Origin of the sequence: Actibacterium lipolyticum, assembly GCF_900184935.1 — a bacterium.
GTDB lineage: Bacteria > Pseudomonadota > Alphaproteobacteria > Rhodobacterales > Rhodobacteraceae > Actibacterium_A > Actibacterium_A lipolyticum.
Genome location: NZ_FXYE01000002.1, coordinates 1 through 15,585, shown reverse-complemented (window position 1 = coordinate 15,585; position 15,585 = coordinate 1). Strand labels below are relative to the sequence as shown.

Genomic DNA, 15,585 nt, shown 5'->3' with positions numbered 1-15,585 from the left:
TAGGATCCGGGTTCAGGGGGTACTCCCGGCGCGCAGATGGCGCCGGGATCACGTGGTTTGGATCAGAAGATCGACTTGAACGCATCGATGTTCGAGCTGTCATAAACGAACGGATCAGCCATCGCGCCGGAATTGGTGTCGTCCAATGTAACGCTGCCCATCCGACCCATGGGGATTGCGGCGCCCGGTTCGGCTGTGGCCGCTTCGGTAGCCAACGCATGAGCGATCATCGCGGCAGAATATCCCAGATCAATTGGGTTCCAGATCGCGAAGGATTTGGACGCGCCACTTTCGATCGCACCCGCCATTTCCGAGGGAAGGCCCAAACCGGTCACGTTGATCTGACCGGCCTTACCAGCGTCTTCCACGGCCTGTGCCGCAGCCACGATGCCGACCGAAGTCGGAGCAATAATGGCGTCAAGGTCGGGGTGGGATTGCATCAGGCCCTGTGCTTCGCGGTAAGACTTGTCAGCCAAGTCATCGCCATAGACGGTCGCCACAACTTCGATCCCGGGATAGTTGCCCATGACCTTGTTCATCTCTTCGATCCAGATGTTCTGGTTCGTTGCGGTGGCGGATGCGGACAATACTGCAACCTCTCCGCCGTCGGGCAGATGGTCAGCGGCCAACTTGATGATCATGTTACCGATCAGCGGGTTGGACGACGGGTTAAGGTGCATCTGACGGCCTTCCGGTGCCACGCCGGAATCCCACGAAATAACCGTGATCCCACGCTGCATCGCTTTTTTCAGGGCAGGCACCAAAGCGTCAGGGTCATTGGCGGAAATGGCAATCGCGTCAACGCCCTGTGCGATAAGCGAATTGATAACTTCGATCTGGCCTTCTGCGGTGGTGTCCGTTGGGCCGGTGTAAATGATTTCGACCCCGCCAAGTTCTTGCGCGGCTTCTTCTGCGCCTTTTGCTGCGGCTTCGAAGAAACCGATGCCAAGGGCCTTCACCACCAACGCGATGCGCATATCATCCTGCGCCATTGCGCCCGTGCCGATAAGGCTTGTGGCCAAGCCAAGCCCGGCGGCCTTTATAAATTTGCGACGGATCATAATTATTCCTCCCAGTTTTTATATCCGTGGTTGTTGATTGAGGTTTGTTACGAGGCAGCCTCACCCTCTCGTTGCGCGGCGCCGGTTTCGGCGACGATCAACGTCACGTCTGCAGCCTCAAGCATCGCGGCTGTCTTGTCTGAAATTCCATCGTCGGTGATCACCGTATCGATCCGGTTGAGCGGACAGAGCACAAGGCTTGAGCGGTTCTCAAACTTTGAACTATCGACAAGCACGACAAGTTCGTCCGCCTGTCCGATCAGCTTTTCCTCTGCCTGGATCAGAAGGGGGTCGGCCTCCATCAGGCCCAGTGGGCCAACGCCTTGCGCCCCCATGAACATCCGCTTTGCATAGAAATTGCGGGTCACATCGTTATCGAACGGGGACAGAATGATGTTCTGTTCGCGATAGATCGTGCCGCCAGACAGCATCACCGTGTTTTTCGAATGCTTCAAAAGATGTTCGGCAATCGGGAAAGAGTTGGTGAACACCTGCAACCGGCGCGAGGCCAGCGGGTGAACCATTTGGAACGTGGTCGTTCCGCCGTTGATGATGATCGAGTCGCCGTCTTCGCAAAGTTCGACCGCCGCGCGTGCGATGGCCTGTTTTTCCCTGCTACGCATGCTTTCGTTTACGGCAAAAGGCCGGCCCGCCAGCCCGACGAACTGCGGGGGGCTGATTGCTTCGGCCCCGCCACGAACACGGCGCAGCTTTTTCTGCATGTGAAGGGCGGCGATGTCCCGACGGATCGTTGCTTCTGACGCACCGGTCAGATTGCAAAGCTCTATCACGGTTAGGACTGGGCGGTCCTGGACGGCAGATAGAATAATCCTGTGGCGCTCTTTTTCGTGCATTCGACCCTCCCTTGAGCATTGACGGTGCGCAGATTCGACGCTCATGTCAATCAGAAACGATCACAAGCAATCAGTATATGTCATTTTGTGATTGATGTTGATCGATAGTGATTGACAATTCGACGCATCACTCGCAGGTTCACATCAACAAGTAAAAGAAGACGCATTATGCCCGATGGGAGGATATCATGCTGAAAACAATTAAAAATCAGCTGCTCGACAACCGCTGGAACAGTGATAAAGCCGCCGGTATGAGCGAGTCGGAGCTGTTGCTTTACCGCTCAAACATTCTCGGATCGGACAAACGCGTGACCAATTACGGTGGCGGAAACACGTCGGCCAAAGTGATCGAAACGGACCCGCTGACTGGTGACGAGGTTGAGGTTCTTTGGGTCAAAGGGTCGGGGGGTGACATCGGCTCTATGAAGATGGACGGCTTTTCCACGCTTTATATGGACAAGTTGCATGCGTTGAAAAAGCTTTACCGTGGGGTCGAATTCGAAGACGAAATGGTGGGTTATCTTCCGCATTGTACGTTCAAATTGAACCCACGCGCGGCGTCCATCGATACGCCGCTGCACGCATATGTGCCCCGCAAGCATGTGGACCATGTGCACGCAGACGCGATTATCGCGATTGCGGCGTCAGAGAATTCAGAGGCGCTGACAAAGGAAATTTTCGGTCAACGTATCGGCTGGCTTCCGTGGAAGCGGCCCGGTTACGAACTTGGGCTTTGGCTTGAAAAATACTGTCTGGAAAACCCGGATGCAGACGGTGTCGTTTTGGAAAGTCACGGGCTTTTCACATGGGGTGACACGGCCAAAGGCTGTTATGACACCACAATTGATGTAATCAATGCGGCCACGGCTTGGCTTGGCGAGAAAACCAAAGATGTTCCGGCATTTGGCGGCCCGGTGCACGAAAACCTATCAGGTTCCGCGCGGCGCCAAGTTGCGGCCCGTTTGATGCCAGCGATCCGTGGTTTTGTTTCGGGCAATCAGCACATGGTTGGTCATTTCAATGACTCCGAGGCGGTTCTGGAATTCGTAAACTCTAAGAATTTGGCACCGCTGGCGGCGCTTGGAACTTCCTGCCCTGACCATTTTCTGCGCACGAAAATCCGGCCGTTGGTCGTGGACTTCGACCCAGCCAAACACAACCTTGATGAGGTGATGTCAGGCCTGCCAGCCCAAATCGCGGCATATCGCGAGGATTATGCAGCCTATTATGACCGCTGTAAGCGCGACAACAGCCCGCCAATGCGTGACCCGAATGCGGTTGTCTATCTGATCCCCGGCGTTGGCATGATCACCTTTGCCAAAGACAAAGCGACCGCCCGCATTTCTGGCGAGTTCTATGTGAATGCGATCAACGTCATGCGCGGGGCATCGGCCATTTCGCAGTATCAGGGGCTTCCTGAACAAGAGGCCTTTGACATCGAATACTGGCTGCTGGAAGAGGCAAAGCTTCAACGGATGCCCAAGCCCAAATCGCTGGCAGGGCGGGTTGCGTTTGTTACAGGCGGAGCGGGCGGCATCGGTACGGCAACGGCCGCGCGGTATCTGACGGATGGGGCCTGCGTCATGCTGGCCGACATCAACGAGGACAGCTTGAAAGCCACCTCGGACCACTTGGTTCAGCGTTTCGGTGCAGATGTGGTGCGCACTGTCGTGATGGATGTCACCAACGAACAGGCCGTCGCCGCGGCCTATGCCGATACGGCGGTAGAATTCGGTGGCGTCGATATTCTTGTGTCCAACGCGGGCATCGCATCTTCGGCGCCGGTCGAAGAAACCTCGTTGGATCTGTGGAACAAGAACATGGATATCCTTAGCACTGGATATTTCCTTGTCAGCCGCGAGGCCTTCAAGATGCTGCGCGCGCAGAACATCGGCGGGAGCATCATCTTTGTGGCGTCTAAGAACGGTCTGGCCGCGTCACCCAATGCAACGGCCTATTGCACCGCCAAAGCGGCAGAGATTCATCTGGCGCGCTGTCTTGCACTTGAAGGCGCAGAGGCCGGAATTCGCGTTAACGTGGTCAACCCAGATGCGGTTTTGCGCGGGTCAAAGATTTGGGAAGGCGAATGGCTGGAACAGCGCGCGGGGACATATGGCACGGACAAAGACGGGCTGGAAGAAATGTATCGCCAGCGTTCCTTGTTGAAACGGTCAGTCCTGCCAGAAGACATTGCCGAAGCGGCCTATTTCTTTGCGGCTGATACATCGGCAAAGTCGACGGGTAACATCCTGAATGTCGATGCTGGGAATGTTCAGGCATTCACGCGCTGAATTGGGACGGGGGGACACAAGAATGAGTAGTTATGAAAGCGCCAAGGCCATCTTCGCAGACTGGGGCGTTGATACTGAGGCCGCGATTGATCGGCTGAAGACGATCCCGATTTCGATGCATTGCTGGCAGGGTGACGATGTTGTCGGGTTTGAACGACAGACCGGCAATTCGGGCGGCGGCATTCAGGCAACGGGCAACCATCCTGGGCGTGCTCGCACGCCGGATGAATTGCGGGCCGATCTAGAATTTGCCTATTCCATGATACCAGGAAGCCATCGCCTGAACCTGCACGCGATGTACCTTGATTCCGAAGAAGCACCCGACCGGGACGAGATTGAATACAGGCATTTCGCGCCGTGGGTCGATTGGGCGAAGGATCAGGGCCTTGGACTTGATTTCAACCCGACGTTTTTTGCCCACGCCAAGGCCGACGATAACCTAACGCTATCGCATCCCGATCAAGGCATTCGCGATTTTTGGATCGAACACGGCAAACGAACCCGAGAGATTGCCGCAAGGATGGGGGCCGAACTTGGATCCGCCGTCGTTAATAACATCTGGGTGCCTGACGGGTACAAGGATATCCCGATCGACCGCATGTCTGCGCGAAAGCGGCTTGAGGCATCGTTGGACACGATGCTGTCAGCGCCACAAGACAAGGCGCAGATGTTGGATGCCGTCGAAAGCAAGCTGTTCGGAATAGGGGTCGAAGCCTGCACTGTTGGCAGTCACGAATTCTATATGGGTTATGCCATCCGCAGGGGCACGGTTCTGTGTCTTGATATGGGCCATTTTCACCCGACAGAAAACATCGCCGACAAACTCAGCGCCGTAGCGCTGTCAGTTGAGGAGATTTTGCTGCATGTGTCGCGCCCCATGCGTTGGGATAGTGATCATGTGATCCTGTTGAACGACGATATTCTGGCAATGGCGCAAGAAGTGGTCAGCACAAACCTGTTGGAGCGAACCCACATTGGGCTCGACTTTTTCGATGCCACGATCAGCCGCACGGCCGCTTGGGTTATTGGCACGCGAAACATGCAAAAGGCATTGCTGCGCGCGCTGCTTTTGCCGCTTGAACGGTTGAAACAGGCCGAGACTGATCTGGATTTCACAACCCGCTTCGTGATGACAGAAGAGCTGAAAGACCTGCCATTTGGCGCCGTGTGGAACGAGTTCTGTAAGCGCATGGATCGACCAACCGGGCTGACGTTAGGCCAAGAATTGGACACCTATCAATCTGCGGTGGCAGGGCGTGGGTGAACCAAATATCCCGGTTGGCTGAAAGTGGGGCGATGCGTTGGGGGTGAAGTCGAAGGCCGGCGGCTTTAGATGATTTCATCCTCATCGAAAAGCGGGTCGTCGACCAGCTGTGACTGCAGGTCTTCAACGGTGTCTTCGACGGCTTGCATGGATTTGACCTTGCCCAGATGGAACACAGCGTCGCCTTCGTTGACGATGGGCATTACGGCCCGGCCGATGACAATGCCGTTAAAGGGGGCGGTGACCTCTTTTTCGGATTCGCCAAAGGGGTCGGCGACAATGGCCATCACGTCGCCGGTTTTAACAACGTCGCCATCCGCCCTGAACGTCCGCAGGAGCCCGCCAGCCGGGGCGCGAAGCCACTTGCTTGACTGGCAATGATGCGGGCTCGATTTGGGCTTGGCGATGCCGCGGGCCGGAACCATGTTCAAATGGCGCAACACGCGCATAATGCCAGCCACGCCCGCGCGTGCTGAAAGTTCGTCAAACCTAAGCCCTTCGCCCGCTTCGTAAAGCAGCACGTCCTTGCCCAGTACTTTGGCCTCGCCGCGCAGTGAACCTTCGCGCAGAGGCGAACGCAAGACCACGGGGGCGCCGAAGACTTCGGCCAGTTCCGCCGTCACCGGGTTGTCCGGTGAAATCCGAATTTGAGGAAGGTTAGTGCGATGAATCGCGGCAGAGTGAAGGTCGATCCCAAGGTCAGATCGGGCCACGATTTCGTTCAGGAACAAATGCGCCAATCGCGACGCCAACGACCCACCTGCGCTGCCCGGAAAGGATCGGTTAAGATCCCGCCGGTCAGGCAGATAGCGTGAGTGGTTGATAAAGCCGAAAGCGTTCACAATCGGAATTGCAATCAAGGTTCCGCGCAAAGAGCCGACCTTGATCGTGTTCAGGATGCGCCGCACAATCTCGACCCCGATCACCTCGTCCCCGTGGATACCCGCACTGACGAAGACCGTCGGGCCATCCTGTTTGCCGTGAATGATGTGAACGGACATCGACACCGGTGTGTGATCAGAAAGAACACTTACCGGAAGGTCGATGGTCTGCCGGGTGCCAGCCGCAACGGACTGGCCCCCGATCTTGAATGCAGGGCGCTTTGGCATTAGCCTTTGCCTTTCGTGCGTGTGGCTCCGGGTTTGGCGGATTTTTCGATATATTCGATGATCTTACCAGCCACGTCCAAGCCTGTCGCTTTTTCCACGCCCTCAAGACCGGGAGAGGAGTTAACCTCCATCACGACGGGGCCATGGTTAGCACGAAGCATGTCAACGCCACAGACGTTCAGGCCCATGGATTTTGCCGCGCGCACCGCGGTAGAGCGTTCTTCGGGCGACAGTTTGATCACTTGGGCCGATCCGCCTCGGTGCAGGTTCGACCGGAAGTCGCCTTCGGCGCCGGTGCGTTTCATTGCTGCGATAACTTTACCGCCAACAACGATTGCACGAATGTCGGTACCGCCAGCTTCTTTGATGAATTCCTGCAGAAGGATGTTCACGCCCGCACCGCGGAACGCCTCAACAACCGAAGTGGCAGAGCGTTTGGTATCGGCAAGAACCACACCAATGCCTTGGGTGCCTTCAAGCAGCTTGATGACCACGGGCGCGCCACCGGCCAGTTCCAGAACCTCTTCGGTCTGTTTGGGGTCGTGGGCAAATGTCGTTACCGGCAGGCCGATACCATCACGCGCCAGCAACTGCATGGAGCGCAGCTTGTCACGGCTACGGCCAATCGCGACGCTTTCGTTCAGGGGGAAGGTGCCCATCATTTCGAACTGGCGCAGAACGGCCAGGCCATAGAACGTGACCGATGCACCAATCCGCGGGATCACAGCATCATAGCCTTCCAGCTTTTCGCCGTTGTAATAGATTTCCGGGCGACGCGAGGCGATGTTCATGTAACAGCGCAGCGTGTTGATGATGTCGAGTGTGTGGCCTCGCTCTTCTGCGGCGGCCTTCAGGCGTTTGTGCGAATACAGATCGGCGTTACGTGCCAACATTGCAATTTTCATAATAGTATCCTTTCCGCGATTAGGCGTTGCCGGCTTTGCCGGTGGTCAGATAAGCGCGGCGCGTGTGCACTGCGATGTTACGGTTCTTGAGCGCAGAGCGCCCGACGATCATCGGAAAGCGCATGTTGCTGCGATCCGTGAGGGACACCGCGATTGGCCAAGTTTTGCCCGCGATCTCTAGCTCGGTTCGAATGACATACCGTTCTTCGGGAATGCCGCTTGTGTTCTTGATGTGCCGCTGATCATGCAGCGGAGTTTCAACCCATTGGCCCGGCGCGTCCTCTGACAGTTGCACCTGAAACCGGACCCATTCTTCGCCATCGTTGTCGAACGGTTCGATATAAAGTGCGTGCAGGGCAGAGGTGCGTGCCCCCGTATCGATCTTGGCCTTAATGCCGCGCAGATCGATTTGTGGCAGGGCGACGGACTCCATCCAGCCAATCACCGACAGTTCCGGCCGTGGGGTTTTGAGTTTCGTTTTCTGTTTCATTAGATCAGCCATGGCATCATCAGCGTTGCGAGGCTGAGCACGAAGAAGAACCCAGCCATGTCGGTTACAGTCGTCAGCAAGGGGCCGCTGGCGGCGGCGGGGTCTTGGCCCAACCGTTTCAGAAGCAGCGGCACAACCCCACCAATGGAGACGGCAAGCATCGTGTTCAGCGCCAGCGCAAGGCCGATCACCAGACCCAACGCGGGTTGGCCTTTCCAGATCCAGGCGACGATGCCGATCAGGATGCCAAGCGCGATGCCGTTGATTACGCCCACGCTGATTTCTTTCATCCAGACACGCATCGCATCGACAGGGCGGACAAGGCCCAAGGATAGTTCGCGCATGGTAACACCGACGGCTTGGTTGCCCGAACAACCCGACATGTCAGACACCATCGGCAGGAAGATCGCGATGGCGATCACCGCCGTCAGCGTTTCTTCGTAGGCCGAGATGACCGAGGCCGCGATGATGTTCAGCACGATGTTGGCCGACAACCACGCCAAACGGCGTTTGGAACGAAGCCATGTCGGCATGGAGCGTAGCTCATCCCCGACAACACCCTGCAGCTTTAGCGTTTCACTTTCGGAACGCTCTAGCAGGGCCTGGCTGACAGCGGTGCGCAAGACCACACCAACAAGGCGGCCGTCCGCTTCGACAACGGGAATGCCAAGGAACGGATGTTCGTTGAAGATATCATCCAGCGTTTCCAGCGACGTGCTGACGTCGACCGTCATCGGCTCGACCATGATACTGGTCAAAGGCATCGAACGTTTGGCCGTCAACAAGCCCCGCAAGGAAACGACGCCAACAGGGTGGCCTTGGGCATCCATGATGTAAGGATGCTGGCCGCGGTAACGGTCAAAATCCTCGTCATCACTGGCAAGTTGTTTCAGGACGTTGCCGACGGTCTGCGTGTCCGAAAATTTGAAGACTTCGGACATCATCAGGCCACCGGCCGTGTCGTCGTCATATTCAACCAGCCGGCGCACATCCGCTGCGTCCTCTGCGTCCATTTCGGACAGGATCGCTTCGGCATCTGCATCTTCCATGTCGCCCAGAAGGTCGGCCTGAATGTCGGAATCCATTTCGTCCAGAATTTCGACGGCACGGGACGCTTCAAGACGTTCGATCAGGTCGGCACCCATTTCATGTGGGGCTTCTTCGACCAGTTCGGCGGCCAGTTCGGGCGAGACCAGCGACAGCACGACGTCACGCTCTTCCGGCGCAAGGTTCAATAGCTCGCGCAGGGCCTCGCTGTAGGGCAGCGGGTCAAGCAACGCGTTCAGAGTTTGCGCGTCTTTTGCGTCCGCCGCAGCGCGAAGCTGAGGGGACAGGTCCAGATGATCTATTTGCGTTTCAGTTTGCATGGCGAATCCACCTTAGTGATTGACGCTTCTTTAAATGGGCAATATATATTTGTCTATAGGCAATAAATAATCACACATGAGGATCGCATGGCCGACAGAACAGCCTTTACGGCGGAAACATTGGCAGAGCTTTATGCGCAGTCGTTTGGCGGGAAATCATCCGGTCGTTACCGGATCCCACAAAAGCTGTTACGTGAAATGCTGGGTGTAAGACGGCTGTATAGCGACGACATCGTCGGCCTGACGCGCGCCCTTTTCGAAAAGGGGTATGTGCTGATCGACATGGACAGCTTCTATGTCGTGATGAGCGCGAATTCGTTTGTGAATTACCGACGCCTAAGCAACGACGCGATCAAAGAGGTTGTTCACTGATCGCGAAGACAGGGTTCCGCCCGGTCGGGCGAAAATAGTGCAACCTGCACAGATCCCAACTTAGGAAAAGCGCGCGCCCTTAGTTATGGGGCGCGTTTCCCGTTGCGATCGCAAGGTGATGTTCTTGGTGATGGGCGCCGATGGTCATGAGGCCGTGAAAGCCCAGCGCCAGTATCAGATCTTGATCGCCGGTCACGACCCATTCAGCACCGTTGTCGGTTGGGGTTGCGTCGATTTTCAGGGGCATCTCTGCCTCGGCAAACGGGGGGTGGGCGATTGCCATCGCTTGGATGGCCTCAATTTCGCGCCCGATGCCCGTGATGACAAACCGCGCGCCGCCTTCCGTGGGGACGGTGTCAACTTTGGCCTGCGTTGTGACAAGCTCCATATCTACCAGATGCTCGCGAAGGGCGGGAATATCGGCGCGTGACCAATCGGTGGCCGGGTCCGCACGCAACAGGCCGACGATTTCGGCCAAGGCGGCAAACGCGGATTGCCCCGGTTCGGTCGGAACCGGTTGTGCAACTGCCGCTGGGGCGGGGCTGCCACCATGCGCGGTATGGGAATGTTGAGCGGATACGGGCAGGGCGGTCATCGTTAGCAGTAAAGCAAAGCCCAATTTCATGATCTCTTCCTCCAAAGCAATTGTAGTTGAAAACCCTTGATGTGTGAACGTCACTCAAGCGCGTGCGAACGCTCTGCCTGCATGCGCTGAATGCGCGTTGGCCACTGGGCCCGAATATAGGCTAGGACGTCATAAATATCGTCATCGGTTAGGGCATCGTCGAAGGCGGGCATGCCGCTTTGAAACCCTGTGACGCCGCGTGCCTCTAGGGTCTTGGCGCCACCGAACTTGGTATAGTTAAACAAGAGCGCCGTGTCGTGATGCCATGTGTGGCCGCTTGCATCGTGGGGCGGGGCGGGCAGGGTGCCGTCGTCTCGCGGTGTGCGCCAATCAGGTTGCCCCTCTAACTTTGCACCATGACAGCTTGCGCAGCTTTCACCATAGATCTGCGCGCCGTTATCCAGATCACGCCCTTCGAACAGATGGTCCGCCCACAGCGGGGACACCGACGCGGCAAATAGGCCCGTGGCGATTATTGGAAGAAGCGCCCCCATCTCGTTACTCCCGGTATTTGGAGTGGCATGACTTGCAGGTCTTGCCCAACTTCGCCAGCGTCGCGCCCGCGTCTTCGGGGGTGGTGATCGTGTCGGGAAGGTCCATCACAGTGGTGCGCAGGACCTCGGCGCTTGCGGCGAAGTTGTCCCAGTCCGTCCAAATCAGATCAAGCGCTTCGGATTTCGCGTCGGTTTCTTTGGCTTCGAATAGGGCGGGGATTTGCCCGGCCTCTGCTTCGATCACGCTAAGTGCGTCCTGAATGGTGGCAGCATCAAATGCGGTTTGGCCTTTTGCCATCGTGGCGATGGTCTTCATGTTTTTCGAAATTGCCACCATGCCGTCCATGCGGGCCTTCACAGCTGGGTTCTGAACCCCGCCATGGGCGAATGCAGAGGTGGCAAAAGCAAAAGTGGAAACAGCGAGCAGTTTGTTAAAGCGCATAAGGTGTCTTTCGATTGGGTGTCGGTCTTAGATGCGGGCCGCGATGATTACGCGACCTCGATCCATGTGGTCATGCCCGAGGCCGCATGGGCAAGCATGTGGCAATGCAGCAGCCATTTTCCGGGGTTGTCGGCGATAAATCCGATTTCGATTGGCTCGTTCGGGATGCTTAGGATCGTGTCGCGCATCGGGCCGAATGTTCCGTCTGCGAAGATTTGCCTGAAATGCATCCCATGAAGGTGCATCGCATGTGGAAACACCGTGTCATTGGCCAATTTGATGCGCACATGTTCGCCATTGGAAAACCGTGCGAACGGTGCGTCGCCCATCCCGGATTGACCAGATAGCGCCCAGAATTGTCCCTGTTGCGCAAGCGCGCGAAAATCCATGTCTTGCCCTTGGTAACGCGCAGACCTTAGGCCACTCATCGCGCCACCCTCCATTCGCATTTCAAGCTGCGTGGCCTTCGCCAGATCAGGCAACGCCATGCGCGGGTTCGCAGGAAGCGGGGCAGGCGCGTCGCGCGCTGGGTCAGGGGCGGCGTCTGTCACATCAAAGATTATTTGGGCGTACCAAGCGTCGTCATCGCCCGCGCGCAGCAACGTGGCCTGTTCGCCTGGCGCGGCGGTGACATCGACGATCAGGTCAATGCGTTGCGCGGGGGCAAGGATCAGCTCACCCTCGACGGGTTCCGGGTTTTCCAACGGCATCCCGTCCAGCGCGACGGTCCAGCCGGTCAAACCGTCAAGCCGCAACACGAAAATCCGCGCGTTGGCAGCATTGATGATACGTAGGCGCAAGCGTTCGCTTTGACGGGCCTTCAGGTCGTCGGCATAGCGTCCGTTCGTCCCGATAAGGTTGCCGAAACGCCCCCCATGGCTAAGTGCCATCGGGTGATCAAACTGCAGATCAAGTTGTGCTGTTTCAGGATCAAGCAGCCAGTCATCCAAGATCAAGACCTCGTCGCGGTCCACATCGGGCGGTGAATCTTCTTCGACAATCAGCGCGCCATAAAGCCCGCGCGCAACCTGCTCCATAGAATTGGTGTGGGCGTGGTACCAATACGTTCCGGCGTCAGGCAGCGCGAAGTCATAGGCAAAGCTTTCTCCTGTGGGGACGGCCGATTGGGTCAGGCCGGCGACCCCATCCATTGCATTGTCGATGCGAATGCCGTGCCAGTGGATCGAGGTTGGCGCGGGCAGTTCATTCACCAGCGTCCGTTGAAGCCGCGCCCCTTGAGCAAGGCGGATTTCAGGGCCGGGGAAGCCGCCGTTATAGCTCCAGACTTCGGTGGGGTCATATCCTTCGGGTGCGATCTGCGCGTGGGTGACGCGCGCGGTCAAAGGGGGGAATGATTGCGCACCTGCAAGGGTAGGCAGGGCAACACCTGCAACACTGCCCAGACAGAACGCACGGCGGGTCATTGGAAAGTCAGCCATATCAATTGATCCCATTTGCCTGTTGAAGCTCACGGACATAGGCGGTGATCGCTTTTACGTCCCCCTCAGTCAGCCCTTGTTGTGGCGGCATATTCCCAAACGGCCAATGGTGGGCGCGAACGCCCCGTTGCACGGCCATCAGAAACGCCATGTCACCGTGGTGCGACGGTTCGTAAATCTTGTGGACCAGTGGCGGCCCCATGCCTTGGCGACCGGAGCCATTTTCGCCGTGGCACGCAGCACAAACAGCATCGAACCCGCGTTTGCCAAGCTTTGCCGATGCTGAAAGATCCGCCGGTAACGCGACCTCTACGATTGGTGCGCCCGCCAAAGGTTCAGCCGCGGTCGCAATAGCGTGTGTATCGGTTTGGGGCGCCGGGCGCAGATAGACATACGCCCCAACGCCAAGAACTATTGCACCGATTGCCGGATAGATAAGGTTTTTCAATGTTATACCTGTGTTTTCGCAAAGCGCGCATTAAGGCGGCCTTGGTCCTGAACTTCGTCATTGCATTGCGCCCTGACGGCCGAAAGCGGTTCAGATTACACGTGGCGGGGGCAGCACGAGCGACACATCAGCCGGCGCCGTCATTCGGTCATCCAGATATGGGAAAACTTCGCGAAATGGATTCGCGACATGTGTGTCGATGGCCAAAGGCAAAAGCGCGACGGCCATGCAGGTCACCCCGTGAAAGCAGTTAGATGGGTCCATATCATGATGTTCTGCGGACTGACCGGCGTCGGGGCACTCAATGCAATCATGCATCCCGATACCGTCATGAGGCATCGCCGAAACCGGCGCCGCCGCGAGCGCAAAAAGGCCCAACATGAGAGTGATCAAGAGGTGTCGCAATGGGTGTCCTTGTTTGGGGCTACTCCCGACTGTTGAGAATGCACATTTAGGAGTCAACACACAGTTTATTGAAAGACATCCTACAACACTGGCGACAAGGCGCGTGCGTTGGTAAGGCCCGCAGCGGCGCATGCCTGCGGTTCCGAACCTCATCTGCGCAAGCGCAATGGAGCATTGTCAGGGGAATAATGGCGGAGAGACAGGGATTCGAACCCTGGGTGGGCTTGCACCCACAACGGTTTTCGAGACCGTTTTTCGGTCGAGGGATGCACTCAGAGGGTCATATTTTATTGACTCCGCAATGGCGGAATCCGCGATTTCGGCGGGCTGAGCGGGGCAAGACGGCATAGTCGGACGGCATAGCGGACTTCGCTCGCGACACGGACACAGGAATGTCGTCAAGATTGGTCAAGGAGTGTCCGAAGTCCTTGGAACGCACTCACGACCTCGTCCCGCATGAACTCTGGAATAGACGTCGCCAAGGTCTCCCCCTCGTCGACAAATACTGCGGCTTCGTCCAGCCGGGCCATTTTTATGTGCAGCGAACTATTCAAATACAAGGCGACGCACAGGTCCCGCAGGCTCTCCGGCGTCTTCAGGCGCTCCACCAGATCGCGCGCGACCTCCAGGCTCTCGCCGTAGGCCTTCGTGGCCGCGGCATGATCCCCGGCGACCTGCGCCGCGCCGCCCACGTTGTTCAGCGACACCGACAGGTCCCGCAGGCTCCCCGGCGTCTTCAGGCGCTCCGCCAGATCACGCGCGACCTCCAGGCTCTCCGCGTAGGCCTTCGCGGCCGCGGCATGATCCCCGGCGACCTGCGCCGCGCCGCCCACGTTGTTCAGCGACACCGACAGGTCCCGCAGGCTCTCCGGCGTCTTCAGGCGCTCCGCCAGATCACGCCGCACCTCCAGGCTCTCCCCGTAGGCCTTCGCGGCGGCGGCATGATCCCCGGCGACCTGCGCCGCGCCGCCCACGTTGTCGAGCGACACCGACAGGTCCCGCAGGCTCCCCGGCGCTTTCAGGCGCTCCGCCAGATCACGCCGCACCTCCAGGCTCTCCCCGTAGGCCTTCGCGGCGGCGGCATGATCCCCGGCGACCTGCGCCGCGCCGCCCACGTTGTCGAGCGACACCGACAGGTCCCGCAGGCTCTCCGGCGTCTTCAGGCGCTCCGCCAGATCGCGCCGCACCTCCAGGCTCTCCGCATAGGCCTTCGCTGCCGCGGCATGATCCCCGGCGACCTGCGCCGCGCCGCCCACGTTGTTCAGCGACACCGACAGGTCCCGCAGGCTCTCCGGCGTCTTCAGGCGCTCCGCCAGATCGCGCCGCACCTCCAGGCTCTCCGCATAGGCCTTCGCGGCCGCGGCATGATCCCCGGCGACCTGCGCCGCGTCGCCCACGTTGTCGAGCGACACCGACAGGTCCCGCAGGCTCTCCGGCGTCTTCAGGCGCTCCGCCAGATCGCGCGCGACCTCCAGGCTCTCCGCGTAGGCCTCGGCGGCGGCGGCATGATCCCCGGCGACCTGCGCCGCGCCGCTCACTTTGTCGAGCGACACCGACAGGTCCCGCAGGCTCTCCGGCGTCTTCAGGCGCTCCGCCAGATCGCGCGCGACCTCCAGGCTCTCCGCGTAGGCCTTCGCGGCCGCGGCATGATCCCCGGCGACCTGCGCCGCGCCTCCCACGTTGTTCAGCGACACCGACAGGTCCCGCAGGCTCTCAGGCGTCTTCAGGCGCTCCGCCAGATCGCGCGCGACCTCCAGGCTCTCCGCATAGGCCTTCGCGGCCGCGGCATGATCCCCGGCGACCTGCGCCGCGCCGCCCACGTTGTTCAGCGACACCGACAGGTCCCGCAGGCTCTCCGGCGTCTTCAGGCGCTCCGCCAGATCGCGCCGCATCTCCAGGCTCTCCGCATAGGCCTTCGCGGCCGCGGCATGATCCCCGGCGACCTGCGCCGCGCCGCCCACGTTGTTCAGCGACACCGACAGGTCCCGCAGGCTCTCCGGCGTCTTCAGGCGCTCCGCC

The 15,585-nt window shown here is 58.6% G+C and carries 16 protein-coding genes; 3 read left to right on the top strand and 13 right to left on the bottom strand.

What is annotated here, in order from left to right; translation table 11 throughout:
* Nucleotides 1-62: 62 nt before the first annotated feature.
* Nucleotides 63-1,061: a rhamnose ABC transporter substrate-binding protein gene (rhaS, locus tag COL8621_RS08675; protein WP_093967005.1), complete on the bottom strand. Its 999-nt coding sequence runs from the start codon at nt 1,059-1,061 to the stop codon at nt 63-65.
* A 47-nt stretch (nt 1,062-1,108) separates the two neighbouring features.
* Nucleotides 1,109-1,915, bottom strand: a complete 807-nt coding sequence (locus COL8621_RS08670) for a DeoR/GlpR family DNA-binding transcription regulator (RefSeq protein ID WP_093967004.1) — start codon at nt 1,913-1,915, stop codon at nt 1,109-1,111.
* Between the two features lie 188 nt (nt 1,916-2,103).
* Here COL8621_RS08670 and COL8621_RS08665 point away from each other — a divergent pair, with 188 nt between their 5' ends.
* Together COL8621_RS08665 and COL8621_RS08660 are read left to right on the top strand one after the other, a co-directional pair.
* Nucleotides 2,104-4,206 carry a bifunctional rhamnulose-1-phosphate aldolase/short-chain dehydrogenase gene (locus COL8621_RS08665; RefSeq protein WP_093967003.1) on the top strand — a complete coding sequence of 701 codons (2,103 nt, stop codon included), beginning with the start codon at nt 2,104-2,106 and terminating at the stop codon, nt 4,204-4,206.
* A 22-nt stretch (nt 4,207-4,228) separates the two neighbouring features.
* Nucleotides 4,229-5,470 carry an L-rhamnose isomerase gene (locus COL8621_RS08660; RefSeq protein ID WP_093967002.1) on the top strand — a complete coding sequence of 414 codons (1,242 nt, stop codon included), beginning with the start codon at nt 4,229-4,231 and terminating at the stop codon, nt 5,468-5,470.
* Between the two features lie 65 nt (nt 5,471-5,535).
* On the opposite strand, the gene COL8621_RS08655 is transcribed toward COL8621_RS08660, so the two are convergent.
* From COL8621_RS08655 to mgtE, 4 genes are read right to left on the bottom strand one after another with little or no spacing between them, the layout of a single operon-like run.
* Nucleotides 5,536-6,579, bottom strand: a complete 1,044-nt coding sequence (locus COL8621_RS08655; protein ID WP_093967001.1) for a succinylglutamate desuccinylase/aspartoacylase family protein — start codon at nt 6,577-6,579, stop codon at nt 5,536-5,538.
* Nucleotides 6,579-7,484, bottom strand: coding sequence for a 30S ribosomal protein S6--L-glutamate ligase (gene rimK / locus COL8621_RS08650; RefSeq protein ID WP_093967000.1), 906 nt, complete (start codon nt 7,482-7,484; stop codon nt 6,579-6,581). Before rimK ends, COL8621_RS08655 begins: the two co-directional genes overlap by 1 nt.
* A gap of 19 nt (nt 7,485-7,503) precedes the next feature.
* Complete coding sequence (locus COL8621_RS08645; protein ID WP_093966999.1) at nt 7,504-7,974, bottom strand: ATP-dependent zinc protease family protein; 471 nt, start codon at nt 7,972-7,974, stop codon at nt 7,504-7,506.
* Nucleotides 7,974-9,341, bottom strand: a complete 1,368-nt coding sequence (gene mgtE / locus COL8621_RS08640; protein ID WP_093966998.1) for a magnesium transporter — start codon at nt 9,339-9,341, stop codon at nt 7,974-7,976. The genes COL8621_RS08645 and mgtE overlap by 1 nt, the downstream gene beginning before the upstream one ends.
* Nucleotides 9,342-9,428: 87 nt before the next feature.
* Here mgtE and COL8621_RS08635 point away from each other — a divergent pair, with 87 nt between their 5' ends.
* A complete protein-coding gene (locus tag COL8621_RS08635; RefSeq protein ID WP_093966997.1) occupies nt 9,429-9,713 on the top strand; it encodes a hypothetical protein in 285 nt (94 codons plus the stop codon).
* A gap of 79 nt (nt 9,714-9,792) precedes the next feature.
* On the opposite strand, the gene COL8621_RS08630 is transcribed toward COL8621_RS08635, so the two are convergent.
* From COL8621_RS08630 to COL8621_RS19135, 7 genes are all read right to left on the bottom strand, one after another.
* A complete protein-coding gene (locus COL8621_RS08630) occupies nt 9,793-10,338 on the bottom strand; it encodes a hypothetical protein (RefSeq protein ID WP_093968484.1) in 546 nt (181 codons plus the stop codon).
* A gap of 50 nt (nt 10,339-10,388) precedes the next feature.
* Complete coding sequence (locus COL8621_RS08625; RefSeq protein ID WP_093966996.1) at nt 10,389-10,832, bottom strand: c-type cytochrome; 444 nt, start codon at nt 10,830-10,832, stop codon at nt 10,389-10,391.
* Nucleotides 10,833-10,836: 4 nt separating this feature from the next.
* The gene (locus COL8621_RS08620) at nt 10,837-11,274 is read right to left on the bottom strand and encodes a c-type cytochrome (RefSeq protein ID WP_093966995.1); all 438 of its coding nucleotides are present in this window, start codon (nt 11,272-11,274) and stop codon (nt 10,837-10,839) included.
* A gap of 47 nt (nt 11,275-11,321) precedes the next feature.
* Nucleotides 11,322-12,713: a multicopper oxidase family protein gene (locus tag COL8621_RS08615; RefSeq protein ID WP_093966994.1), complete on the bottom strand. Its 1,392-nt coding sequence runs from the start codon at nt 12,711-12,713 to the stop codon at nt 11,322-11,324.
* A gap of 1 nt (nt 12,714) precedes the next feature.
* Nucleotides 12,715-13,161: a c-type cytochrome gene (locus COL8621_RS08610; RefSeq protein WP_093966993.1), complete on the bottom strand. Its 447-nt coding sequence runs from the start codon at nt 13,159-13,161 to the stop codon at nt 12,715-12,717.
* 90 nt (nt 13,162-13,251) lie between these two features.
* Nucleotides 13,252-13,542, bottom strand: coding sequence for a hypothetical protein (locus COL8621_RS08605; protein WP_093966992.1), 291 nt, complete (start codon nt 13,540-13,542; stop codon nt 13,252-13,254).
* A gap of 422 nt (nt 13,543-13,964) precedes the next feature.
* The coding region (locus COL8621_RS19135; protein ID WP_207652084.1) for a leucine-rich repeat domain-containing protein at nt 13,965-15,585 on the bottom strand (1,621 nt) is incomplete at its 5' end.